The 19,256-nt window shown below is 57.9% G+C and carries 18 protein-coding genes and 1 pseudogene; 11 read left to right on the forward strand and 8 right to left on the reverse strand.

Annotated elements, in window-relative coordinates; genetic code table 11:
• The first annotated feature begins 6 nt into the window (after window positions 1–6).
• The gene (locus tag ACOTXF_RS16865; protein WP_023293608.1) at window positions 7–666 is read left to right on the forward strand and encodes an AzlC family ABC transporter permease; all 660 of its coding nucleotides are present in this window, start codon (window positions 7–9) and stop codon (window positions 664–666) included.
• Window positions 666–989 carry an AzlD domain-containing protein gene (locus tag ACOTXF_RS16870; RefSeq protein ID WP_045408705.1) on the forward strand — a complete coding sequence of 108 codons (324 nt, stop codon included), beginning with the start codon at window positions 666–668 and terminating at the stop codon, window positions 987–989. The genes ACOTXF_RS16865 and ACOTXF_RS16870 overlap by 1 nt, the downstream gene beginning before the upstream one ends.
• 40 nt (window positions 990–1,029) lie before the next feature.
• On the opposite strand, the gene ACOTXF_RS16875 is transcribed toward ACOTXF_RS16870, so the two are convergent.
• Complete coding sequence (locus ACOTXF_RS16875) at window positions 1,030–1,242, reverse strand: DUF1471 domain-containing protein (protein WP_232927042.1); 213 nt, start codon at window positions 1,240–1,242, stop codon at window positions 1,030–1,032.
• A 114-nt stretch (window positions 1,243–1,356) separates the two neighbouring features.
• Window positions 1,357–2,193: a formate dehydrogenase accessory sulfurtransferase FdhD gene (gene fdhD / locus ACOTXF_RS16880; protein ID WP_047745773.1), complete on the reverse strand. Its 837-nt coding sequence runs from the start codon at window positions 2,191–2,193 to the stop codon at window positions 1,357–1,359.
• 371 nt (window positions 2,194–2,564) lie between these two features.
• Between fdhD and fdnG the strand changes: the two genes are divergently transcribed.
• The 5 genes and pseudogenes from fdnG (at window position 2,565) to ACOTXF_RS16905 (ending at window position 9,228) form a co-directional block, all read left to right on the forward strand.
• Complete coding sequence (gene fdnG / locus ACOTXF_RS16885) at window positions 2,565–5,615, forward strand: formate dehydrogenase-N subunit alpha (RefSeq protein WP_088728449.1); 3,051 nt, start codon at window positions 2,565–2,567, stop codon at window positions 5,613–5,615.
• A 12-nt stretch (window positions 5,616–5,627) separates the two neighbouring features.
• Window positions 5,628–6,530, forward strand: a complete 903-nt coding sequence (gene fdxH / locus ACOTXF_RS16890) for a formate dehydrogenase subunit beta (protein WP_008501831.1) — start codon at window positions 5,628–5,630, stop codon at window positions 6,528–6,530.
• Window positions 6,527–7,162, forward strand: a complete 636-nt coding sequence (gene fdoI, locus ACOTXF_RS16895; protein WP_008501832.1) for a formate dehydrogenase cytochrome b556 subunit — start codon at window positions 6,527–6,529, stop codon at window positions 7,160–7,162. Before fdxH ends, fdoI begins: the two co-directional genes overlap by 4 nt.
• On the forward strand, window positions 7,159–8,088 hold the full coding sequence (gene fdhE, locus ACOTXF_RS16900; protein WP_047745775.1) for a formate dehydrogenase accessory protein FdhE: 930 nt from the start codon (window positions 7,159–7,161) through the stop codon (window positions 8,086–8,088). The genes fdoI and fdhE overlap by 4 nt, the downstream gene beginning before the upstream one ends.
• A 219-nt stretch (window positions 8,089–8,307) precedes the next feature.
• Window positions 8,308–9,228: pseudogene (locus tag ACOTXF_RS16905) on the forward strand (alpha/beta hydrolase).
• An 8-nt stretch (window positions 9,229–9,236) separates the two neighbouring features.
• On the opposite strand, the gene fabY reads toward ACOTXF_RS16905, so the two are convergent.
• The 6 genes from fabY to ACOTXF_RS16935 all read right to left on the reverse strand — a co-directional run bounded on the left by fabY (window position 9,237) and on the right by ACOTXF_RS16935 (window position 13,983).
• A complete protein-coding gene (gene fabY, locus ACOTXF_RS16910; protein WP_008501835.1) occupies window positions 9,237–10,178 on the reverse strand; it encodes a fatty acid biosynthesis protein FabY in 942 nt (313 codons plus the stop codon).
• A 44-nt stretch (window positions 10,179–10,222) separates the two neighbouring features.
• The gene (gene dtd / locus ACOTXF_RS16915) at window positions 10,223–10,660 is read right to left on the reverse strand and encodes a D-aminoacyl-tRNA deacylase (RefSeq protein ID WP_008501836.1); all 438 of its coding nucleotides are present in this window, start codon (window positions 10,658–10,660) and stop codon (window positions 10,223–10,225) included.
• A complete protein-coding gene (locus ACOTXF_RS16920) occupies window positions 10,657–11,538 on the reverse strand; it encodes a virulence factor BrkB family protein (RefSeq protein ID WP_047745777.1) in 882 nt (293 codons plus the stop codon). The genes dtd and ACOTXF_RS16920 overlap by 4 nt, the downstream gene beginning before the upstream one ends.
• Complete coding sequence (gene yihX / locus ACOTXF_RS16925; RefSeq protein ID WP_047745778.1) at window positions 11,532–12,131, reverse strand: glucose-1-phosphatase; 600 nt, start codon at window positions 12,129–12,131, stop codon at window positions 11,532–11,534. The genes ACOTXF_RS16920 and yihX overlap by 7 nt, the downstream gene beginning before the upstream one ends.
• Before the next feature lie 120 nt (window positions 12,132–12,251).
• Window positions 12,252–13,052, reverse strand: a complete 801-nt coding sequence (locus tag ACOTXF_RS16930; protein WP_047745780.1) for a DeoR/GlpR family DNA-binding transcription regulator — start codon at window positions 13,050–13,052, stop codon at window positions 12,252–12,254.
• Window positions 13,053–13,086: 34 nt separating this feature from the next.
• A complete protein-coding gene (locus ACOTXF_RS16935) occupies window positions 13,087–13,983 on the reverse strand; it encodes a sugar kinase (RefSeq protein ID WP_047745781.1) in 897 nt (298 codons plus the stop codon).
• A gap of 155 nt (window positions 13,984–14,138) precedes the next feature.
• On the opposite strand from ACOTXF_RS16935, the gene yihU reads away from it, so the two are divergent.
• From yihU to ACOTXF_RS16955, 4 genes are read left to right on the forward strand one after another with little or no spacing between them, the layout of a single operon-like run.
• Window positions 14,139–15,029, forward strand: coding sequence for a sulfolactaldehyde 3-reductase (yihU, locus tag ACOTXF_RS16940; protein ID WP_047745783.1), 891 nt, complete (start codon window positions 14,139–14,141; stop codon window positions 15,027–15,029).
• A 17-nt stretch (window positions 15,030–15,046) separates the two neighbouring features.
• Window positions 15,047–15,922, forward strand: a complete 876-nt coding sequence (gene yihT, locus ACOTXF_RS16945; RefSeq protein ID WP_047745785.1) for a sulfofructosephosphate aldolase — start codon at window positions 15,047–15,049, stop codon at window positions 15,920–15,922.
• Window positions 15,923–15,936: 14 nt separating this feature from the next.
• The gene (gene yihS, locus ACOTXF_RS16950) at window positions 15,937–17,178 is read left to right on the forward strand and encodes a sulfoquinovose isomerase (RefSeq protein WP_421635288.1); all 1,242 of its coding nucleotides are present in this window, start codon (window positions 15,937–15,939) and stop codon (window positions 17,176–17,178) included.
• 16 nt (window positions 17,179–17,194) lie between these two features.
• Window positions 17,195–19,219 (forward strand): alpha-glucosidase, encoded by a 2,025-nt coding sequence (locus ACOTXF_RS16955; protein WP_232927038.1) that lies wholly within the window; start codon window positions 17,195–17,197, stop codon window positions 19,217–19,219.
• The last annotated feature ends 37 nt before the right edge of the window (window positions 19,220–19,256 follow it).

Below are 19,256 nucleotides of genomic sequence, written 5' to 3' on the forward strand. Positions count from 1 at the left end.
AATTGTATGAAGCATCATCTCTCTTGTCTGAAAGGCGACACCATAAAAGCAATCATTCTGGTCTGCCTCGCGGTGGGCGTGGTCGGGATGTCCTACGGCTCGCTGGCGATGGCCTACGGTTTCCCGGTCTGGGTGCCGTTTGTGCTCTCCATTACCGTGCTGGCGGGCGCGTCTGAGTTCATGTTTATCGGCATCGTGGCGAGCGGCGGCAATCCGCTGGCGGCCGCGGCGGCAGGTTTGCTGGTCAACGCGCGCCACGTGCCGTTTGGCGTGACGGTGCGAGAGCTGGTGGGCAAGCGCGGTCTGAGCCTGCTGGGCTGCCACATCATGAACGATGAAAGCGTGGTGTTTGGCCTGTCGCAAAAAACCGCCGAGCAGCGTAAAGCCGCCTACTGGCTGTGCGGCTTAGGCGTCGCCCTCGTCTGGCCGCTTGGCGCACTGCTGGGGGCCATGGTCGGCAAACTGTTGCCCGACCCGGAGACCATCGGGCTGGATGCGGTATTTCCGGCCATTCTGCTGGCATTAGTGGTTCCCGCATTTAAAAACCGTACCACGCTGATCCGCGCCTGCAGCGGCGCCGTGTTATCTCTGGCCGCCGTACCGTTTGCCCCGGTGGGATTACCGGTACTGCTCTCTTTACTCGGTCTTGCCGCGAGGAAAAAATAATGGAAAACATGACGATCTTTATTCTCGGCATCGCCATTCTTTCTGCCGGAACCTATTTAATGCGCCTTGGCGGCGCCAAACTCGGCAACCGGCTGGCGCTGTCGGAGCGTTCTCAGGCGCTGCTGTCAGATGCGGCAACGGTATTGCTGTTCTCCGTGGCGCTGGCGACCACCTTTTATGAGGGAGACCACTTCGCGGGCATGGCGCGCGTGCTGGGCGTGGCGTTTGCGGTGTTTTTGGCCTGGCGGAAAATGCCGTTAATCGTGGTCATTGTGGCCGCGGCAGTGGTGACGGCATTGCTGCGCGTGGCGGGCATAAACTAAAAAAGCGCCCCGGGGGCGCTCTTTCGACGGTGTGACTCGCTTATTTGTTCAGTTCAGTAGTCATGTGTACGCGGTTACCGGTGAATGCCTGGGTAATTTTGTACGATGACGCGCCCGCTTCCTGAGCCTGAGCCGCGATTTTCGCTTCTGCACCATCAATGGTAGAGGCGGTTGCGGTTACGGTCTGCGCAGCGAAAGAACCAAAAGAAGTAGCCAGAGCGATTACAGCGACAAAAGTTTTGATGCTTTTCATAATATAAACCCTTTCATTAAGTTGTTTAGGTAAGGCACCGTGCCTTGATGAGATAAATACTAGACCTCATCGCGAACAACTAAAAGCGGAAGGATTTGCTATTATCATTCAAAATTACTGATTAACTATTAATCGCTGTGGATGGGTATAAATGGTTGCCCTTCCCGGCTTGCAAAAGCCCACCAGCGTCAGGTTGCAGCGCTCGGCCACCTCCACCGCCAGCGTCGTTGCCGCCGACACGGCAAACAGGATCTCCACCCCGCACATCGCCGATTTTTGCACCATCTCATAGCTGGCGCGGCTGGAAACGAGCGCGGCGCCCTGCTGCCAAACCTCACTTTCACGTGCACGACGACCGAGCAGCTTATCCAGCGCCACGTGGCGGCCCACGTCTTCATGCCCACCGGCAATCTCTCCCGACGGCAATACCCACGCCGCCGCGTGCGTGCAGCCGCTGAGCTGGCCGATAGGCTGTACATCGTTGAGGTGCTCAAGCGCAGGATCGAGGTGCGCCAGATTAAAGGTCTGAGTAAACGGCAGTGGTGAAACAGGTTTGCCAATATCGTTGAGCTGCTCAACGCCGCACACGCCGCAGCCGGTACGCCCGGCCAGCGCGCGACGACGCTCTTTCAGCCCCATAAAGCGGCGGCTGGAGAGCTCGATTTGCACTTCCAGGCCGTTGCAGGCCTGCACCACGTCCATGCCATAGATATCTTGCGGATGCTCAATGATGCCTTCCGAGAGGGAAAAACCGATGGCGAACAGCTCAAGATCTTTCGGAGACGCCATCATCACCACATGCGATATGCCGTTGTAAACGAGCGCAACGGGCACTTCTTCGGCCAGAAAATCGGGCGTGGCATCGGTTATGTGGGGCGGTCGGTGTACCGACAGTTCCACAATGCCGGCAGGCAGGGGTGACGAGTGGGGATCACGGTTTTGTTTAGACACAGCGGTATTCCTGAACAACCACGGAAGCGAGCGTGCTATTGCAGCATAAACCACAGGCTGTACGCATAGTATGGATCAACTTTTCGACAACCATTCTCCTACTCATTTAGCAGGGGTGCAACCTGCCACCGGCTACACCGCTTTAACATGCAGAGCTGTTAACGTGATCAATATCACACTTTATAATCAACATGGTGATAATACGTTCACTTTGTATTAACACCATTAGAACAGCTGTACCGACAATGTGGTATTCTGATGATATCCCTCGTGGAACTGAGGGATTAACGCAAATTTTTTCCTTTGCGGTCATTCTTCAACCGCGAAGTCAAAACTACATATATAAGCAATGTCGAAACAAGGAGTGACCCATGCAGGTCAGCAGAAGGCAGTTCTTTAAGATCTGCGCTGGCGGTATGGCAGGCACCACGGCAGCGGCACTGGGCTTTGCGCCCGGCGTAGCGCTGGCGGAAACGCGGCAGTATAAACTGCTGCGCACCCGTGAAACCCGTAATACCTGTACGTACTGCTCTGTCGGTTGCGGGCTGTTGATGTATAGCCTCGGCGACGGTGCTAAAAACGCCAAAGCGTCTATTTTCCATATCGAAGGCGACCCGGATCACCCGGTTAACCGCGGCGCATTGTGCCCGAAAGGGGCCGGTCTGGTGGACTTTATCCACTCCGAAAGCCGCCTGAAATTCCCTGAATACCGCGCGCCGGGTTCCGACAAATGGCAGCAAATCAGCTGGGAAGAGGCGTTTGACCGCATCGCTAAACTGATTAAAGAAGACCGCGATGCCAACTTTGTTGAGAAAAACGCCGACGGCGTCACGGTCAACCGCTGGCTCTCCACCGGGATGCTGTGTGCCTCTGCCTCCAGCAACGAAACCGGTTATTTAACCCAGAAATTTACGCGCGCACTCGGTATGCTCGCGGTCGACAACCAGGCGCGTGTCTGACACGGACCAACGGTAGCAAGTCTTGCTCCAACATTTGGTCGCGGTGCGATGACCAACCACTGGGTCGACATCAAGAACGCCAACCTCATTGTGGTGATGGGCGGTAACGCCGCTGAAGCGCACCCGGTCGGGTTCCGCTGGGCGATGGAAGCCAAAATCCACAACGGTGCGAAACTGATTGTGATCGATCCCCGCTTCACGCGTACTGCGTCAGTGGCGGATTTCTACACCCCTATTCGTTCAGGTACTGACATTACTTTCCTGTCAGGCGTACTGCTGTACCTGATGACCAACGAAAAATACAACCGCGAATACACCGAAGCCTATACCAACGCCAGCCTGATCGTGCGTGAGGATTACCACTTCGAAGATGGTCTGTTTAGCGGTTACGACGCCGAAAAACGCAAGTACGACAAAACCAGCTGGAACTACGAGCTGGATGAGAAAGGTTTTGCGAAGCGTGACACCACGTTGCAACACCCGCGCTGCGTGTGGAACCTGCTGAAAGAGCACGTCTCCCGCTACACGCCGGAGGTTGTCGAAAACATCTGCGGTACGCCGAAGGCGGACTTCCTGAAGGTGTGCGAGCTGATCGCCGAAACCAGCGCGAAAGACAAAACCGCGTCGTTCCTGTACGCCCTCGGCTGGACGCAACACTCCATCGGCGCGCAGAACATCCGCACCATGGCGATGGTGCAGCTGCTGCTCGGCAACATGGGGATGGCAGGCGGCGGCGTGAACGCCCTGCGCGGTCACTCCAACATTCAGGGTCTGACCGACCTCGGCCTGCTGTCTCAGAGCCTGCCGGGCTATATGAACCTGCCAAGCGAGAAACAGACCGACCTGCAAACCTACCTGACGGCCAGCACGCCTAAACCGCTGCTTGAAGGCCAGGTGAACTACTGGGGCAACTATCCGAAGTTCTTCGTCTCGATGATGAAAGCGTTCTTCGGGGATAAAGCGACGGCGGAAAACAGCTGGGGCTTTGACTGGCTGCCGAAGTGGGACAAAGGCTACGACGTTCTGCAATATTTCGAGATGATGCATCAGGGCAAAGTGAACGGCTATCTGTGCCAGGGCTTTAACCCGGTTGCCTCGTTCCCGAACAAGAACAAGGTTGTTGAGTCGCTGTCGAAACTGAAGTTCCTGGTGACGATTGACCCGCTCAATACCGAAACCTCAACCTTCTGGCAGAACCACGGTGAATCGAACGACGTCGATCCGTCGAAGATTCAGACCGAAGTGTTCCGTCTGCCATCGACCTGCTTTGCGGAAGAGAACGGCTCTATCGTCAACTCCGGGCGCTGGCTGCAGTGGCACTGGAAAGGCGCGGACGCCCCGGGCATCGCCATGAACGACGGCGAGATCCTGGCCGGTATCTTCTTACGCCTGCGTAAGATGTATGCGGCTGAAGGCGGCGCGAACCCTGAGCCTGTGCTGAACATGACCTGGAACTACTCGACGCCGGAAAACCCAGCGCCGGAAGAAGTGGCGATGGAGAGCAACGGTAAGGCGCTGGCGGACGTTATCGACCCGGCCACCGGCACCGTGCTGGCGAAGAAAGGCGATCAGCTCAGTACCTTCGCGCACCTGCGTGACGACGGCACCACCTCCAGCGGCTGCTGGATCTTTGCCGGTAGCTGGACGCCGAAAGGCAACCAGATGGCCAACCGCGATAACGCCGACCCGTCGGGTCTGGGCAATACGCTGGGTTGGGCATGGGCATGGCCGCTCAACCGCCGTATCCTCTATAACCGCGCGTCCGCTGACCCGCAGGGCAACCCGTGGGATCCGAAGCGTCAGCTGCTGAAGTGGGACGGTGCGAAATGGGGCGGCGTGGATATTCCGGACTACAGCACTGCCGCACCAGGCAGCGACGTCGGGCCGTTTATCATGCAGCCTGAAGGGATGGGGCGTCTGTTCGCTATCGATAAGATGGCGGAAGGTCCGTTCCCGGAACACTATGAGCCGTTTGAGACGCCGCTGGGCACCAACCCGCTGCACCCGAACGTGGTTTCTAACCCGGCAGCCCGTATCTTCAAGAGCGATTTTGAAGCGCTGGGTAAAAAGGACAAGTTCCCGTACGTGGGCACCACTTACCGTCTGACCGAGCACTTCCACTACTGGACCAAGCACGCGCTGCTTAACGCCATCGCGCAGCCGGAACAGTTTGTGGAGATCGGCGAGAAGCTGGCGAACAAGCTCGGCATTGCCCATGGCGATACCGTGAAGGTCTCCTCTAACCGCGGCTACATCAAGGCCAAGGCGGTGGTGACCAAGCGTATTCGCACGCTGAACGTTCACGGTCAGCAGGTGGATACCATCGGCATTCCAATTCACTGGGGCTATGAGGGCGTGGCGAAGAAAGGGTTCATTGCGAACACCCTGACGCCGTTCGTCGGTGATGCGAACACGCAGACGCCGGAGTTTAAGGCCTTCCTCGTGAACGTGGAAAAGGTGTAACGGAGACGACTTATGGCTTATCAATCTCAAGACATCATCCGTCGTTCCGCGACTAACGGTTTCACGCCCGCGCCTCAGGCGCGGGACCACCAGCAGGAAGTGGCGAAGCTTATCGACGTGACCACCTGTATCGGCTGTAAAGCCTGTCAGGTGGCCTGCTCTGAGTGGAACGATCTGCGTGACGAAGTGGGCCACAACGTCGGGGTGTACGACAACCCGGCGGACCTGACCGCCAAGTCCTGGACGGTGATGCGTTTCTCGGAAGTGGAGCAGAACGACAAGCTGGAATGGCTTATCCGCAAAGACGGCTGTATGCACTGTGCGGATCCGGGCTGCCTGAAGGCATGTCCGTCAGAAGGGGCTATCATTCAGTATGCCAACGGCATCGTCGACTTCCAGTCCGAGCAGTGCATTGGCTGCGGCTACTGCATCGCGGGCTGTCCGTTCGACGTACCGCGCCTGAACCCGGAAGACAACCGCGTCTACAAATGCACCCTGTGCGTGGACCGCGTTACCGTCGGCCAGGAGCCAGCGTGCGTGAAGACCTGCCCAACCGGCGCCATCCACTTTGGTTCTAAAGAGGATATGAAAACGCTGGCGGCAGAGCGCGTGGGCGAGCTGAAAACCCGTGGTTACGACAACGCGGGCCTGTACGATCCGGCCGGGGTAGGCGGTACGCACGTAATGTACGTGCTGCACCACGCCGACAAGCCGAACCTGTATCACGGCCTGCCGGAGAACCCGGAAATCAGCGCTACCGTGAAGTTCTGGAAAGGCATCTGGAAACCGCTGGCAGCGGTGGGCTTTGCTGCCACCTTCGCAGCGAGCATCTTCCACTACGTCGGCGTCGGTCCGAACCGCGCGGAAGAGGAAGACGACAACCTGCATGAAGAGAAAGACGAGGTGCGCAAATGAGAAAACGTGACACCATCGTGCGCTACACCGCGCCGGAACGCATCAACCACTGGGTCACCGCCTTCTGCTTCATGCTGGCGGCGATAAGCGGGCTGGGGTTCTTCTTCCCGTCCTTCAACTGGCTGATGCAGATCATGGGGACACCACAGCTGGCGCGCATCCTGCACCCGTTTGTGGGCGTCATCATGTTCGCGTCGTTCATCATCATGTTTTTCCGCTACTGGCACCATAACCTAATCAATCGGGATGATATCTTTTGGGCGAAGAATATTCGTAAGATCGTCGTCAACGAGGAAGTGGGTGACACCGGGCGTTATAACTTCGGCCAGAAATGCGTATTCTGGGCGGCGATTATCTTCCTGGTCCTGTTGCTGGTGAGCGGCGTGATCATCTGGCGTCCGTACTTTGCGCCTGCTTTCTCAATCCCGGTGATCCGATTCGCGCTGATGCTGCATTCATTTGCCGCAGTGGCGTTAATTGTGGTTATCATGGTGCATATCTACGCCGCCCTCTGGGTGAAAGGCACCATTACCGCGATGGTGGAGGGATGGGTCACCAGCACGTGGGCGAAGAAACATCACCCGCGCTGGTACCGTGAAGTCCGCCAGAAACAGGAAAAGTCATCTGAATGAGTATTCGCATAATCCCGCAAGATGAGCTGGGGTCGAGCGAGAAACGCACGGCGGATTATATTCCGCCGTTGTTATTCCCCAGACTCAAGAACCTCTACAACCGCCGCGCAGAGCGTCTGCGCGAGCTGGCAGAGAACAACCCGCTGGGTGATTTTCTGCGCTTTGCCGCGCTGGTCGCCCACGCGCAGGAAGTGGTGCTGTACGACCACCCGCTGCAAATGGACCTGACCACGCGCATCAAAGAAGCCAACGCGCAGGGTAAGCCGCCGCTGGACATTCACGTCCTGCCGCGCGACAAGCACTGGCAAAAGCTGCTGCATTCGCTGATTGCCGAGCTGAAGCCGGAAATGAGCGGAACCGCGCTGGCGGTCATTGAGAATCTGGAAAAAGCGTCCGATCTGGAGCTAGAAGAGATGGCGAGCGCGCTGTTTGCGTCCGACTTCTCGCTGGTCAGCAGCGATAAGGCGCCGTTTATCTGGGCAGCCCTGTCGCTCTACTGGGCACAAATGGCAAGCCTGATCCCGGGCAAAGCTCGCGCCGAATACGGCGAGGCGCGCCAGTTCTGCCCGGTATGCGGCTCTATGCCGGTCTCCAGCATGGTGCAAATCGGCACCACTCAGGGGCTGCGCTACCTGCACTGCAACCTGTGTGAAACCGAGTGGCACGTGGTGCGCATCAAGTGCAGCAACTGCGAGCAGACCCGCGATCTCAACTACTGGTCGCTGGAAAATGAAGACGCGGCGGTGAAAGCCGAAAGCTGCGGCGACTGCGGCACCTACCTGAAGATTCTCTATCAGGAAAAGGACCCGAAAGTCGAAGCGGTGGCCGACGATCTCGCCTCGCTGATTCTGGACGCGAAGATGGAGCAGGAGGGCTTTGCCCGCAGCTCGATCAACCCGTTCCTGTTCCCGGGTGAAGGGGAGTAATTCCCTGTGACAGTGCCGGGCGGCGCGTGCTTGCCCGGCCTGTAATTCGACAGCAATACCCGCCGCCTTTCATGCCAGATACTCTCCATTCTCGTTGAGAGACGCGTTATCGCCTTTGCGAGCCGCTTTCCAGGTTGTTGCCCTCAACACTATTCTTGTTTTCTTTTGAATCAAACCAGGCTATAAAACTGTTTATCCATACAGTAAAAGGGATTATTCATGGCGCTGGAAAAGGGTATTGCACAGCTGGTTCAGGGATTTATCGCTGCAGGGCGGCCCTCGTCACGTCGCCAGAGCATTGAGGTGCGACGAGCAGGCTATATTGCCAGCACAGGGCTTGCCGGGGAGACCGAAACGCGCGTTCAGGTGGAGACGCTTGTTCTTGAGGGTCTTACCATTCGGGTATTTTCACCTCTCAATGCGCCTTAACTATTGCCTGCTGCCATCTACTACCACGGCGGATGCTTTATCAGCGGCGGCTTTGATACCCATGACAACCAGCTCCGTCAGTTAGCCTGCTACGGCAATTGCCGGGTGGTTGCGATTCAATACAGGCTGGCGCCGGAGCATACCTTCCCCGCCGCACATGACGATGCGGAAAGAGGTGCAGATCTGGTCTGGCAATATGCGGACAAACTGGGCGTGGATAAAAACCGGATCACCTTTTGCGGAGACAGCGCGGGGGGACATCTGGCGCTGGTAACGGCGCTGCGGCTTAAGGCTAAAGGGCTCTGGCAGCCTGTACAGCTTATTCTTATCTACCCCATGCTCGACGCCACGGCCAGTTTTGAAAGCTATACCCTCAACGGCATGGATTACGTAATTACTCGCGATACCCTGCTGAGCGGCTATGAAATATATCTGGCTGGAGCCGACCGTAAGCATCCTGAGGTTAGCCCGCTGTGGCGAGAAGACTTCAGCGGCCTGCCAGCTGTCCATATCGTTACCGCTGAGTACGATCCGTTATGCGATGAAGGAGAGGCGCTGTTTCAACGCCTCACGGAGCAAGGAGTGACGTGTACCGCTCAGCGATGGCTGGGAGTAATACATGGCTTCTTCCAGCTTGGTGGAATTAGCCAATCAGCGCGAGATGTTATGCGGGATATCGCCGGGCGGATTCAGCACGCCCGGGGAGCGTAAACAGGAGATTACTCCTCCTCGTTCCCGCCCTCTTCATACGCGCCAAAAGGCTTCGCCGGAAGAACAATGTAGGTGCCTTCAAACACCGCGCCCGGCGTTTTATCGCCAAACAGTTCGACCTGCATTTGTACGCGCGCCTTGCGACCGCGTGCCAGACGGTCAAGATCGCCACCCAGTGATCCCAGATCGGCCACGGCGGTCGGCTTGCCGCTTATCGGCGCGCTATAGCGAATGTGGGCATCGGCCAGAATGATGGTCCCGCCCAGATGGCGCTCGCGCAGCATCAGCCAGATAAGCCCCCAGCCGGTGAGCGTGGCCAGTGAGAAAAGACTTCCGGCAAACAGGGTGTGGTGCGGATTCTGGTTGCCGGTTTCCGGCATGGTGGTAATAAATTTTTGTCCGGTGTACTGCTGAATGCGTACGCCCATTTTTTCGCTGAGCGGAATGTGCTGATACCAGGCCTGCTGCAGCTGTCCGCACCAGTCGGCGCGATGCAGAATATCGTCCAGCGTGGCGATGGGTTTGATCATCAAAAAATGACGAATCGGGGTGGTTTGCGGGGTTGTGATTTCACCCTGATTCACAAAACCGAGTTTAGCGAAGAATTCTACGGCATCTTCGCGGGCGCTACAGGTGACGCGCTTAACGCCTTCCTGGCGAGCGACGGATTCCAGGGTCATCGCCATTAGCGTCCCCAGACCTTTGTCCTGCACGGAGGGATGAACCGCCATAAAGCGAATAGACGCTTCGTTATCGGCGTTGATATACAAACGCCCGACGGCCACAAGGTTGCCCTCTTCGTCCATCACCATCTGATGGTGGGCCATCGCGTCCCAGGCGTCGCGCTCAGAGCCTTTTGGCTGATGTAATGGCTTGCGTAGCATTTCCCAGCGGAACTGGTAATAAGCGTCTAACTCTTCTTCCGTTTGCGGTACTCGAAGGTGATACATAGCTGTACTCTCTCTTGTTACCCGCGGCCACGCCGTAAGTATGCTCATACCTGGAGCCAGAATGTGACGGGGCCATCGTTCACCAGCGATACCTGCATATCTGCAGCGAATCGTCCGGTTTGCGTATTCATTTCCTGCTGGCGACAACGCTCAACAAAGTACTCGTAAAGTGCTTCTGCACGATCCGGCGCGGCGCCTTTCGAGAAACTCGGGCGCATGCCGCGCTCGGTATCCGCTGCCAGCGTAAACTGGGAAACCACCAGCACGCTGCCGCCCGCCTGCTGGACGTTCAGGTTCATCTTGCCTTCCGCATCGCTGAAAATACGGTAGCCCAGCACGCGCTCACACAAGCGGTTGGCTTTTTGTTCGTCATCATCCTTTTCGACACCTAACAACACCAAAAGTCCTGGGCCAATTTCACCCGTCACCTCTCCCTCCACGGTGACGCTGGCACGGGTTACGCGCTGTATCAATGCAATCATGGTTGGTCTGCTTCTTGTTGTTTTTCAGCTTCTGCTGCTTTTTTAAGTTCGCGGTATACACCGAGAGTGACAGTTATTTCGGCACCAAGCAAGACGATACACCAGGTCCAGTAAACCCAGACAAACAAAATGGGGATCACCGCCAGCACGCCGTAAATCAGCTGATAAGACGGGAACATGGTGATGTAAAGGGCAAACCCTTTTTTACCCAGTTCAAAAAGAACTGCCGCCACCAGCGCCCCAACTACCGCATCGCGGTTAGGCACGCGCGTGGTCGGTACAACGCTATAGAGCAGCCAGAACGAGAGCCAGGACAGGATCAGCGGAAAAATACGCAGCACGTTATCAATCACGCTGTTTAAATCACTCGCCCAGCGCAAGGAGAGAAGATACGAACTGATTGCCAGACTCGCCCCAGCCAGCAACGGCCCCAGCGTTAAAATCATCCAGTAGACGGCAAAGGAATAGACCTTAGGACGGATTTTTTTGCTTCGCCAGATGGTGTTAAGCGCGCTGTCGATGGAGTACATCAGCAGCAGCGCGGTGACGATAAGGCCGCACGCCCCCACCGCCGTCATTTTGCTGGAGTTGGCAACAAACTGCTCGATGTAGTTCTGGATAACATCCCCGGTGGCCGGGATGAAGTTCGCGAAGACGAAATGGCGAAGCTGGAGGCTAACGTCCGCGAACATCGGGAAAGCGGAAAAGAGCGCAAAGATAACCGCCACCAGCGGCACTAATGAGAGCAACGACACGTAGGCGAGGTTACCCGCCAGCGTGGTCATGTTGTCCTCATCAATGCGGTGCCAGAGCAACTTCAGCCAGGCCCTCAGCGGGCGAGTATGATGCGTGGCTTTTTGATGAACGGTTTTTAGCATAACTGCTTCGCAAAGTAGTTCGGTATCGTCTCTTTTCCGGTCACCAGAATTGACGTGATACCCAACTGGTTAGCTCCCTCTATATTATCGGCGTTGTCATCGAAAAAGACCGCATCGGCCGCGGTGCATCCCTCTGCCTGCAAAACAGCCTGATAAATTCGCGCTTCAGGCTTACGCATACCCATCTCTTGCGAAAGATAGATCTTATCTGCCGCCGCCTTAACTTCGGGGTATTCCTCTGGCCAGAAGGTCGTGTGCAGACGGTTGGTGTTAGACAGCACGACCACCCGGTGCCCCTGCTCGCGCAGTTTGTGCATAATGTCGATCACTTCCGGACGGATCGCGACGAATACCGCCTGCCAGCCGTGAGAAAATTGTTCATAGCTTAACGAAAGCCCCATCTCCTGGCAGAAGCGTTCAGCAAACTCTTCATCGCTAATCTCGCCGCGTTCATGCTGATGGAAGGTCTCACCCATCGCGAAATCCTGCTTTAACGTCGCCAGCGGCACACGGCTAAAGTCGCTCCAGGCACCCAGCACCCGGTTAAAATCGATATCGACGATTACGTTTCCTAAGTCAAAGATATAAAGCATGTTTATCTCCTGCTCGCCGTGGAAAATTAACTTTAGCGGGAAAGATAAGGTTTGGCTATGCGCCAGATTCAGCTTCAAGAAAGGAATAGCCCGAACGTGAACGTCGGGCCAGAAGAAGGGTTAACCTGCCTGCTGTTCGTCGTTTGAATTCACTTCGACAATTTCAACCTGACTGGATTTCAGATGATTTTGCAGCGCCGGGCCGGGTACCTGATCGGTGAAGAGCGCCGTGGCCTGCGCCACGTTGCCAATTTCCACCGCGGCGGATGCAGTAAATTTCGTATGATCGGCCGCCAGCAAAATGTGGCGAGAGTGGGCCATCATGGTTTTCACCACGCTGGCTTCATTCACGTCAAACTCCATCATCGCGCCGTCGTGCTCAATCGCACCGACGCTGGTCACGAGATAGTCCGCCCGAAAACCAGACACAAACGCCGTCGCCGCAGGCCCGATAATGCCGCCGTTGTGCGGGCGCAGCGTGCCGCCCGGCACCATCACTTCAAAGCGCGGGTTCTTATACAAAATATGCGCCACCCGCAGGCTGTTGGTGATAATGCGCAGGTGGTTATGGTTTAGCAGCGCCCGGGCAACGTGCTCCACGGTCGTGCCGATGGTGATGAAGATGGTGGAGCCATCTGGAATATAGTCCGCAATCGCCTCGGCAATCGCCCGCTTCTCTTCGGTAAGCGACACTTCGCGCTGTTCGAAGGCCGTGTTCACCACGCTGGATGCCCTGCCCGCGCCGCCGTGATGACGCGTGATCAGCCCCTGCTCGCTGAGCTTACGGATATCCCGGCGCACCGTTTGCGTGGAGACATCCAGCAGCTGTGCCAGCTCATCAATGTTCATATAGCCGCGATCGGCAATCAGCGTCAGCAGCTGATCGTGACGCGGGTTGCCGGTCAGTTCGGTAAGGCTCATGGGCTGTCCTCTGAAAACCATCACGCCCCGCATTTTATACAAAAAGTGACAAAAAAGAGCGGGTTTGATCACAGTCGGGTATACCCGCGCGCCCGCCGGGCTTTGTGCATTTCAGGGCTGCGACGGCGCTGGCAAAACGCACGGCGTCTGCAGCGGTGGATTGCTGCCCCAGGCTGAACGCCAGCGCGCCGTGGAAAACGTCGCCCGCGCCGGTGGTATCCACCACGTTCACCTCAAAGCCGGGCTGTTGACACAATGCACCGTTTTCCAGCCAGAAGCAGCCCTCTCGCCCCTGCGTGACATACACATGTCCATTTGTGAGCGTTTGTGCTTTTCTCAGCGCGTCTTCGGTTTCATCCAGCTGCGTTAAACGCCGCAATCCCGGCGCGGAGAAGGCCGCGTGATCGCTTAAGGTAATCAGCTCCGCGATATCCTGCGGGGTAACATCCGCATCCAGCAACGTCGGCACACCTTGCTTACGGGCCAGGGTAAATGCCTGTTTTGCTCCGTCATGCCAGCGCACGTCGGCCAGGACAATGTCCCACTGAGAGAAGTCGATTTCGTGCAGCCACTCTGCCGAAGCGGGGAGATCGGGGCTGGGGTAATTCGCTATAATGCGCTCCCCGCAGCCGTCCACCAGCACCGCGGATTGTGACGATCGGGCACCCTTAAATACGCGGGTGTAACGGGTCTTCACTCCCAGGGATTCCAGCTCCGCGAGCAGACGTCTGCCGGTATCGTCGTCGCCCACCCGGCCAATAAAATCCACTTCCGCGCCCAGTTTCGCCGCCGCCACAGCCGCAGTTGCCGCCGGGCCGCCCCCCACTTCCGTATAGTCCTTTGCGACATATTTCCCACCTTCTTTCGGTAAATCATCGAGATACCAGATGCGATCCAGCACGGTAATGCCGACACAAACGATGCGAGTCATGGTGATTCCTTCTGCGTTTTCTGATGCCTTCATTTTAATTTCACCAAATGTTTAAAAAGTGACCCGTGTCAATTTTTTGACTATAAATTACAAATACGATCAAAAACAGACAACACAAACGCGCAGAAATTGACACGATGTGACAGGAGAGAGGCATGTCAGCAATCGCATTTATCGGTTTAGGGCAGATGGGCGCGCCAATGGCGAAGAATCTGTTGAAGCAAGGTCACCAGCTTAACGTCTTTGACGTGAACCCGCAGGCGGTGCAGGCGCTGGTGGAGAGCGGCGCACGGGCGGCGGCTACGCCCGCTCAGGCTGCCACGGACGCCGAATTCGTCATCACCATGCTGCCAAACGGCGACCTGGTGCGCAGCGTCCTGTTCGGCGAGCACGGCGTGTGCGAAGGGTTATCCCGCGACGCGCTGGTGATTGATATGTCCACCATCCACCCGCTGCAAACCGACGCGCTGATCCGCGACATGGCTGAGCGCGGCTTCAGCCTGATGGACGTGCCCGTGGGACGCACGTCTGACCATGCCATCGCCGGCACGCTGCTTCTGCTGGCAGGCGGCACGGCGCAGCAGGTGGAACGTGCCACCCCCGTCTTAATGGCGATGGGCAATGAGCTGATTAACGCCGGCGGGCCGGGCATGGGCATCCGCGTAAAGCTCATCAATAACTACATGAGCATCGCCCTGAACGCGCTTTCCGCCGAGGCGGCGGTGCTGTGTGAAGCGCTTGGCCTCTCCTTTGACGTGGCGCTGAAGGTGATGAACGGCACGCCAGCGGGTAAAGGCCACTTCACCACCTCATGGCCGAACAAGGTGCTGAAAGGGGATCTTTCACCCGCCTTCATGATCGACCTCGCGCATAAAGATCTGGGGATCGCCCTCGACGTGGCCAACCAGCTCCACGTTCCGATGCCGCTGGGCGCGGCCTCCCGCGAAGTTTACAACCAGGCACGCGCCGCCGGGCGCGGGCGCGAAGACTGGACGGCCATTCTTGAACAGGTTCGCGCATCTGCCGGGCTGAAAAAAACACACTGATACGAAAGGACTGAGGAATGACGATGTACACCCTGAAAGATATCACCCGACCTTCCGGCGGTTTTGCGATGCTGGCCGTGGACCAGCGCGAAGCGATGCGCCTGATGTTTGCCGCCGCAGGCGCGCCGGTGCCGGTAACCGACCAGCACCTGACGGATTTTAAGGTCAACGCGGCGAAGATTCTGTCGCCGTACGCCTCGGCCATTCTCGTCGACCAGCAGTTCTGCTATCGCCAGATTGTGGAGCAGCAGGCCGTAGCCAACAGCTGCGCGATGATTGTGGCCGCCGACGAGTTTATTCCTGGGAACGGTATTCCGGTCGACAGCGTGGTGATCGACAAAAGCATCGACGCGCAGGCGGTCAAACGCGACGGCGGCAAGGCTCTGAAGCTGCTGGTGCTGTGGCGCAGCGATGAAGATCCGCAGCAGCGCCTGGAGATGGTGAAAGCGTTCAATACGCTCTGCCACGACAACGGGCTGCTGAGCATTATCGAGCCGGTGGTGCGTCCGCCACGTCGCGGTGCCGCGTTTAACCGCGAACAGGCGATTATCGACGCGGCCAAAGAGCTGGGCGACAGCGGTGCCGACCTCTACAAAGTGGAGATGCCGCTGTTTGGCAAGGGCACGCAGCAGGCGCTGCTGGCGGCCTCGCAAAAGCTTAACGAGAACATCGCCATGCCGTGGGTGATCCTCTCGTCCGGCGTTGACGATAAGTTATTCCCGCGCGCGGTGAGCGTGGCGATGCAGGCGGGGGCATCGGGCTTTTTAGCCGGTCGCGCCGTCTGGTCCTCTGTGATTGGCCTGCCGGACACCGAGCTGATGCTGCGTGATATTTCCGTCCCCAAACTTCAGCGTCTGGGTGAGATCGTCGACGAAATGATGGCTCGCCGTTAACAAAGGACCCGAACATGAAATGGTTTAACACCCTGAGCCATAACCGCTGGCTCGAACAAGAGACCGACCGCATTCTCGATTTCGGCAAAAATGCCGCCGTGCCGACCGGCTTTGGCTGGCTGGGCAATAACGGCCAGGTGCGTAGCGATATGGGCACGCATCTGTGGATCACCGCCCGCATACTGCACGTTTACGCGGTGGCGGCGAACATGGGACGCCCCGGCGCGTATGCCCTGGTTGAGCACGGCATTAACGCCCTGAACGGCCCGCTGCGCGACAAACAGCACGGCGGCTGGTACGCCTGCGTTAACGATGAAGGCGTGATTGATGCGTCCAAGCAGGGCTATCAGCACTTCTTCGTCCTGCTGGGCGCGGCGAGCGCCGTGACCACGGGTCACCCGCAGGCACGTAAGCTGCTGGACGATGCCATCGAGGTGATTGAGCGCTACTTCTGGAGCGAACAGGAGCAGATGTGCCTGGAGTCCTGGGATGAAGCCTTCAGCAAAACGGAAGACTATCGCGGCGGTAACGCCAACATGCACGCCGTGGAAGCCTTCCTGATCGTCTATGACGTGACCCACGACCGTAAATGGCTCGACCGCGCCCTGCGCATCGCGTCGGTAATTATTCATGACGTGGCGCGCAAAGGGGAGTATCGCGTTAACGAGCATTTCGACACCAGCTGGAACCCGATCCGCGATTACAACATCGATAACCCTGCTCACCGCTTCCGCGCCTACGGCGGCACGCCGGGACACTGGATTGAATGGGGCCGCCTGATGCTGCACCTGCGCGCCGCCCTGGAAGCGCGCTTTGAAACCCCGCCGGAATGGCTGCTGGAAGATGCGAAAGGCCTGTTCCACGCCACCATCCGCGACGCCTGGGCACCCGACGGCGCCGACGGGTTTGTCTATTCCGTGGGCTGGGACGGCAAGCCAATCGTCCGCGAACGCGTGCGCTGGCCAATCGTCGAGGCGATGGGTACGGCCTATGCCCTATATACCGTGACCGGCGAAGCGCAGTACGAAGCCTGGTATCAGAAGTGGTGGGATTACTGCATCAAGTACCTGATGGATTACGAAAACGGTTCCTGGTGGCAGGAGCTGGACACCAATAACGAAGTAACCACCAAAGTCTGGGACGGCAAGCAGGATATTTATCATCTGCTGCACTGCCTGGTGATCCCCCGCCTGCCGCTGGCGCCGGGCCTAGCGCCTGCCGTCGCCGCCGGATTACTGGATAGCCAGGCCAAATAATTAAGACGGAGTTTTTATGCGTACCCTACACAATATTGACCTGAAAAATAACGAAAGTGGCTTCACCCTGCGCTGGCAGGACCGTCTGATTTTATCCCACGCCGCGGATGCCCCTTGCCTGTGGATTGGCGCAGGCGAGGCGGATATCGAGATGTTTCGCGGCAACTTCAGCATCAAAGACAAGCTCAACGAAAAGATTGCCCTGACGGACGCGACCGTCACGCAGCAAAACGCGGGCTGGGCGATCCGCTTTACCCGCGGCGATGCGGTAAGCGCGACGCTGCTGGTGGGCGGGGATGCGGAAGGCCGTCTGGAGCTGAAGCTGAAAAATGACGCCGCCAGCCATAACCGCATCTGGCTGCGGCTGGCGGCGCAGCCAGACGATCATATTTACGGCTGCGGCGAGCAGTTCTCGTATTTCGATTTGCGCGGCAAGCCGTTCCCGCTGTGGACCAGCGAGCAGGGCGTGGGCCGCAATAAGCAAACCTACGTCACCTGGCAGGCCGACTGCAAAGAGAACGCGGGCGGCGACTACTACTGGACCTTCTTCCCGCAGCCTACCTTCGTGAGCACCCAGAAGTACTACTGCCACGTGGATAACAGCTGTTATATGAACTTCGACTTCAGCGCGCCGGATTTCCACGAGCTGGCGTTCTGGGAAGATAACGCCACGCTGCGCTTCGAATGCGCAGAAACCTACGTCGATCTGCTGGAAAAACTGACCGGCCTGCTGGGGCGTCAGCCTGAATTGCCGGACTGGGTGTACGACGGCGTGACGCTGGGCATTCAGGGCGGCACCGAGGTGTGCCAGCAGAAGCTCGACGCCATGCGCGAGGGCGGCGTGAAGGTCAACGGCATCTGGGCGCAGGACTGGTCCGGCATTCGCATGACCTCCTTCGGCAAACGCGTAATGTGGAACTGGAAGTGGAACAGCGCGCTCTATCCGCAGCTTGATGCGCGTATTGCGAAGTGGAAAGAGGAAGGCGTGCAGTTCCTCTCCTATATCAACCCGTACGTCGCCAGCGATAAAGATCTCTGCGAAGAGGCCGCGAAACGCGGCTATCTGACCAAAAACGCCAACGGCGAGGACTACCACGTCGAGTTCGGCGAGTTCTACGCGGGCGTTATCGACCTGACCAACCCGGCAGCCTACGACTGGTACAAAGAGGTCATTAAAAAGAACCTGATCGAACTGGGCTGCGGCGGCTGGATGGCCGATTTCGGGGAGTACCTGCCGACCGACACCTTCCTGCATAACGGCGTGAGCGCGGAGATCATGCATAACGCCTGGCCTGCCCTGTGGGCCAAATGTAACTACGAAGCGCTTCAGGAGACCGGCAAGCTCGGCGAGATCCTGTTCTTCATGCGCGCGGGCTATACCGGCAGCCAGAAGCACTCGGTGATGATGTGGGCGGGGGATCAGAACGTCGACTGGAGCCTGGACGACGGTCTGGCGTCCGTCATCCCTGCGGCGCTGTCGCTGGCGATGACCGGGCACGGCCTGCACCACAGCGACATCGGCGGCTATACGACCCTGTTCGAGATGAAGCGCAGCAAAGAGCTGCTGCTGCGCTGGTGCGACTTCAGCGCCTTTACGCCGATGATGCGTACCCATGAGGGCAACCGTCCCGGCGACAACTGGCAGTTCGACGGCGACGCGGAAACCATCGCGCACTTCGCGCGCATGACAACCGTCTTCACCACCCTAAAGCCGTACATCAAAGCTGCGGTCGCGCAGAACGCGAAAAGCGGCCTGCCGGTGATGCGTCCGCTGTTCCTGCACTACGAGGACGACGCGCGCGCCTACACGCTGAAATACCAGTACCTGTTTGGCCGCGACCTGCTGGTGGCGCCGGTTCATGAAGAGGGGCGCCGCGACTGGTCGCTCTATCTGCCGCAGGACAGCTGGGTGAATGCGTGGACCGGGGAAATCTGCCGGGGCGGTGACGTGACCGTAGATGCCCCGCTCGGCAAGCCGCCGGTCTTCTACCGCCAGCACAGCGAATGGGCAGATCTGTTTAGCACCTTACGTCATATCTGATAAGGCTCGCCCGCGGGGCCACCTGCGGGCAGACGGA

It is taken from the genome of Enterobacter cloacae complex sp. IR53041, from assembly GCF_049238285.1.
Taxonomy (GTDB): domain Bacteria; phylum Pseudomonadota; class Gammaproteobacteria; order Enterobacterales; family Enterobacteriaceae; genus Enterobacter; species Enterobacter roggenkampii.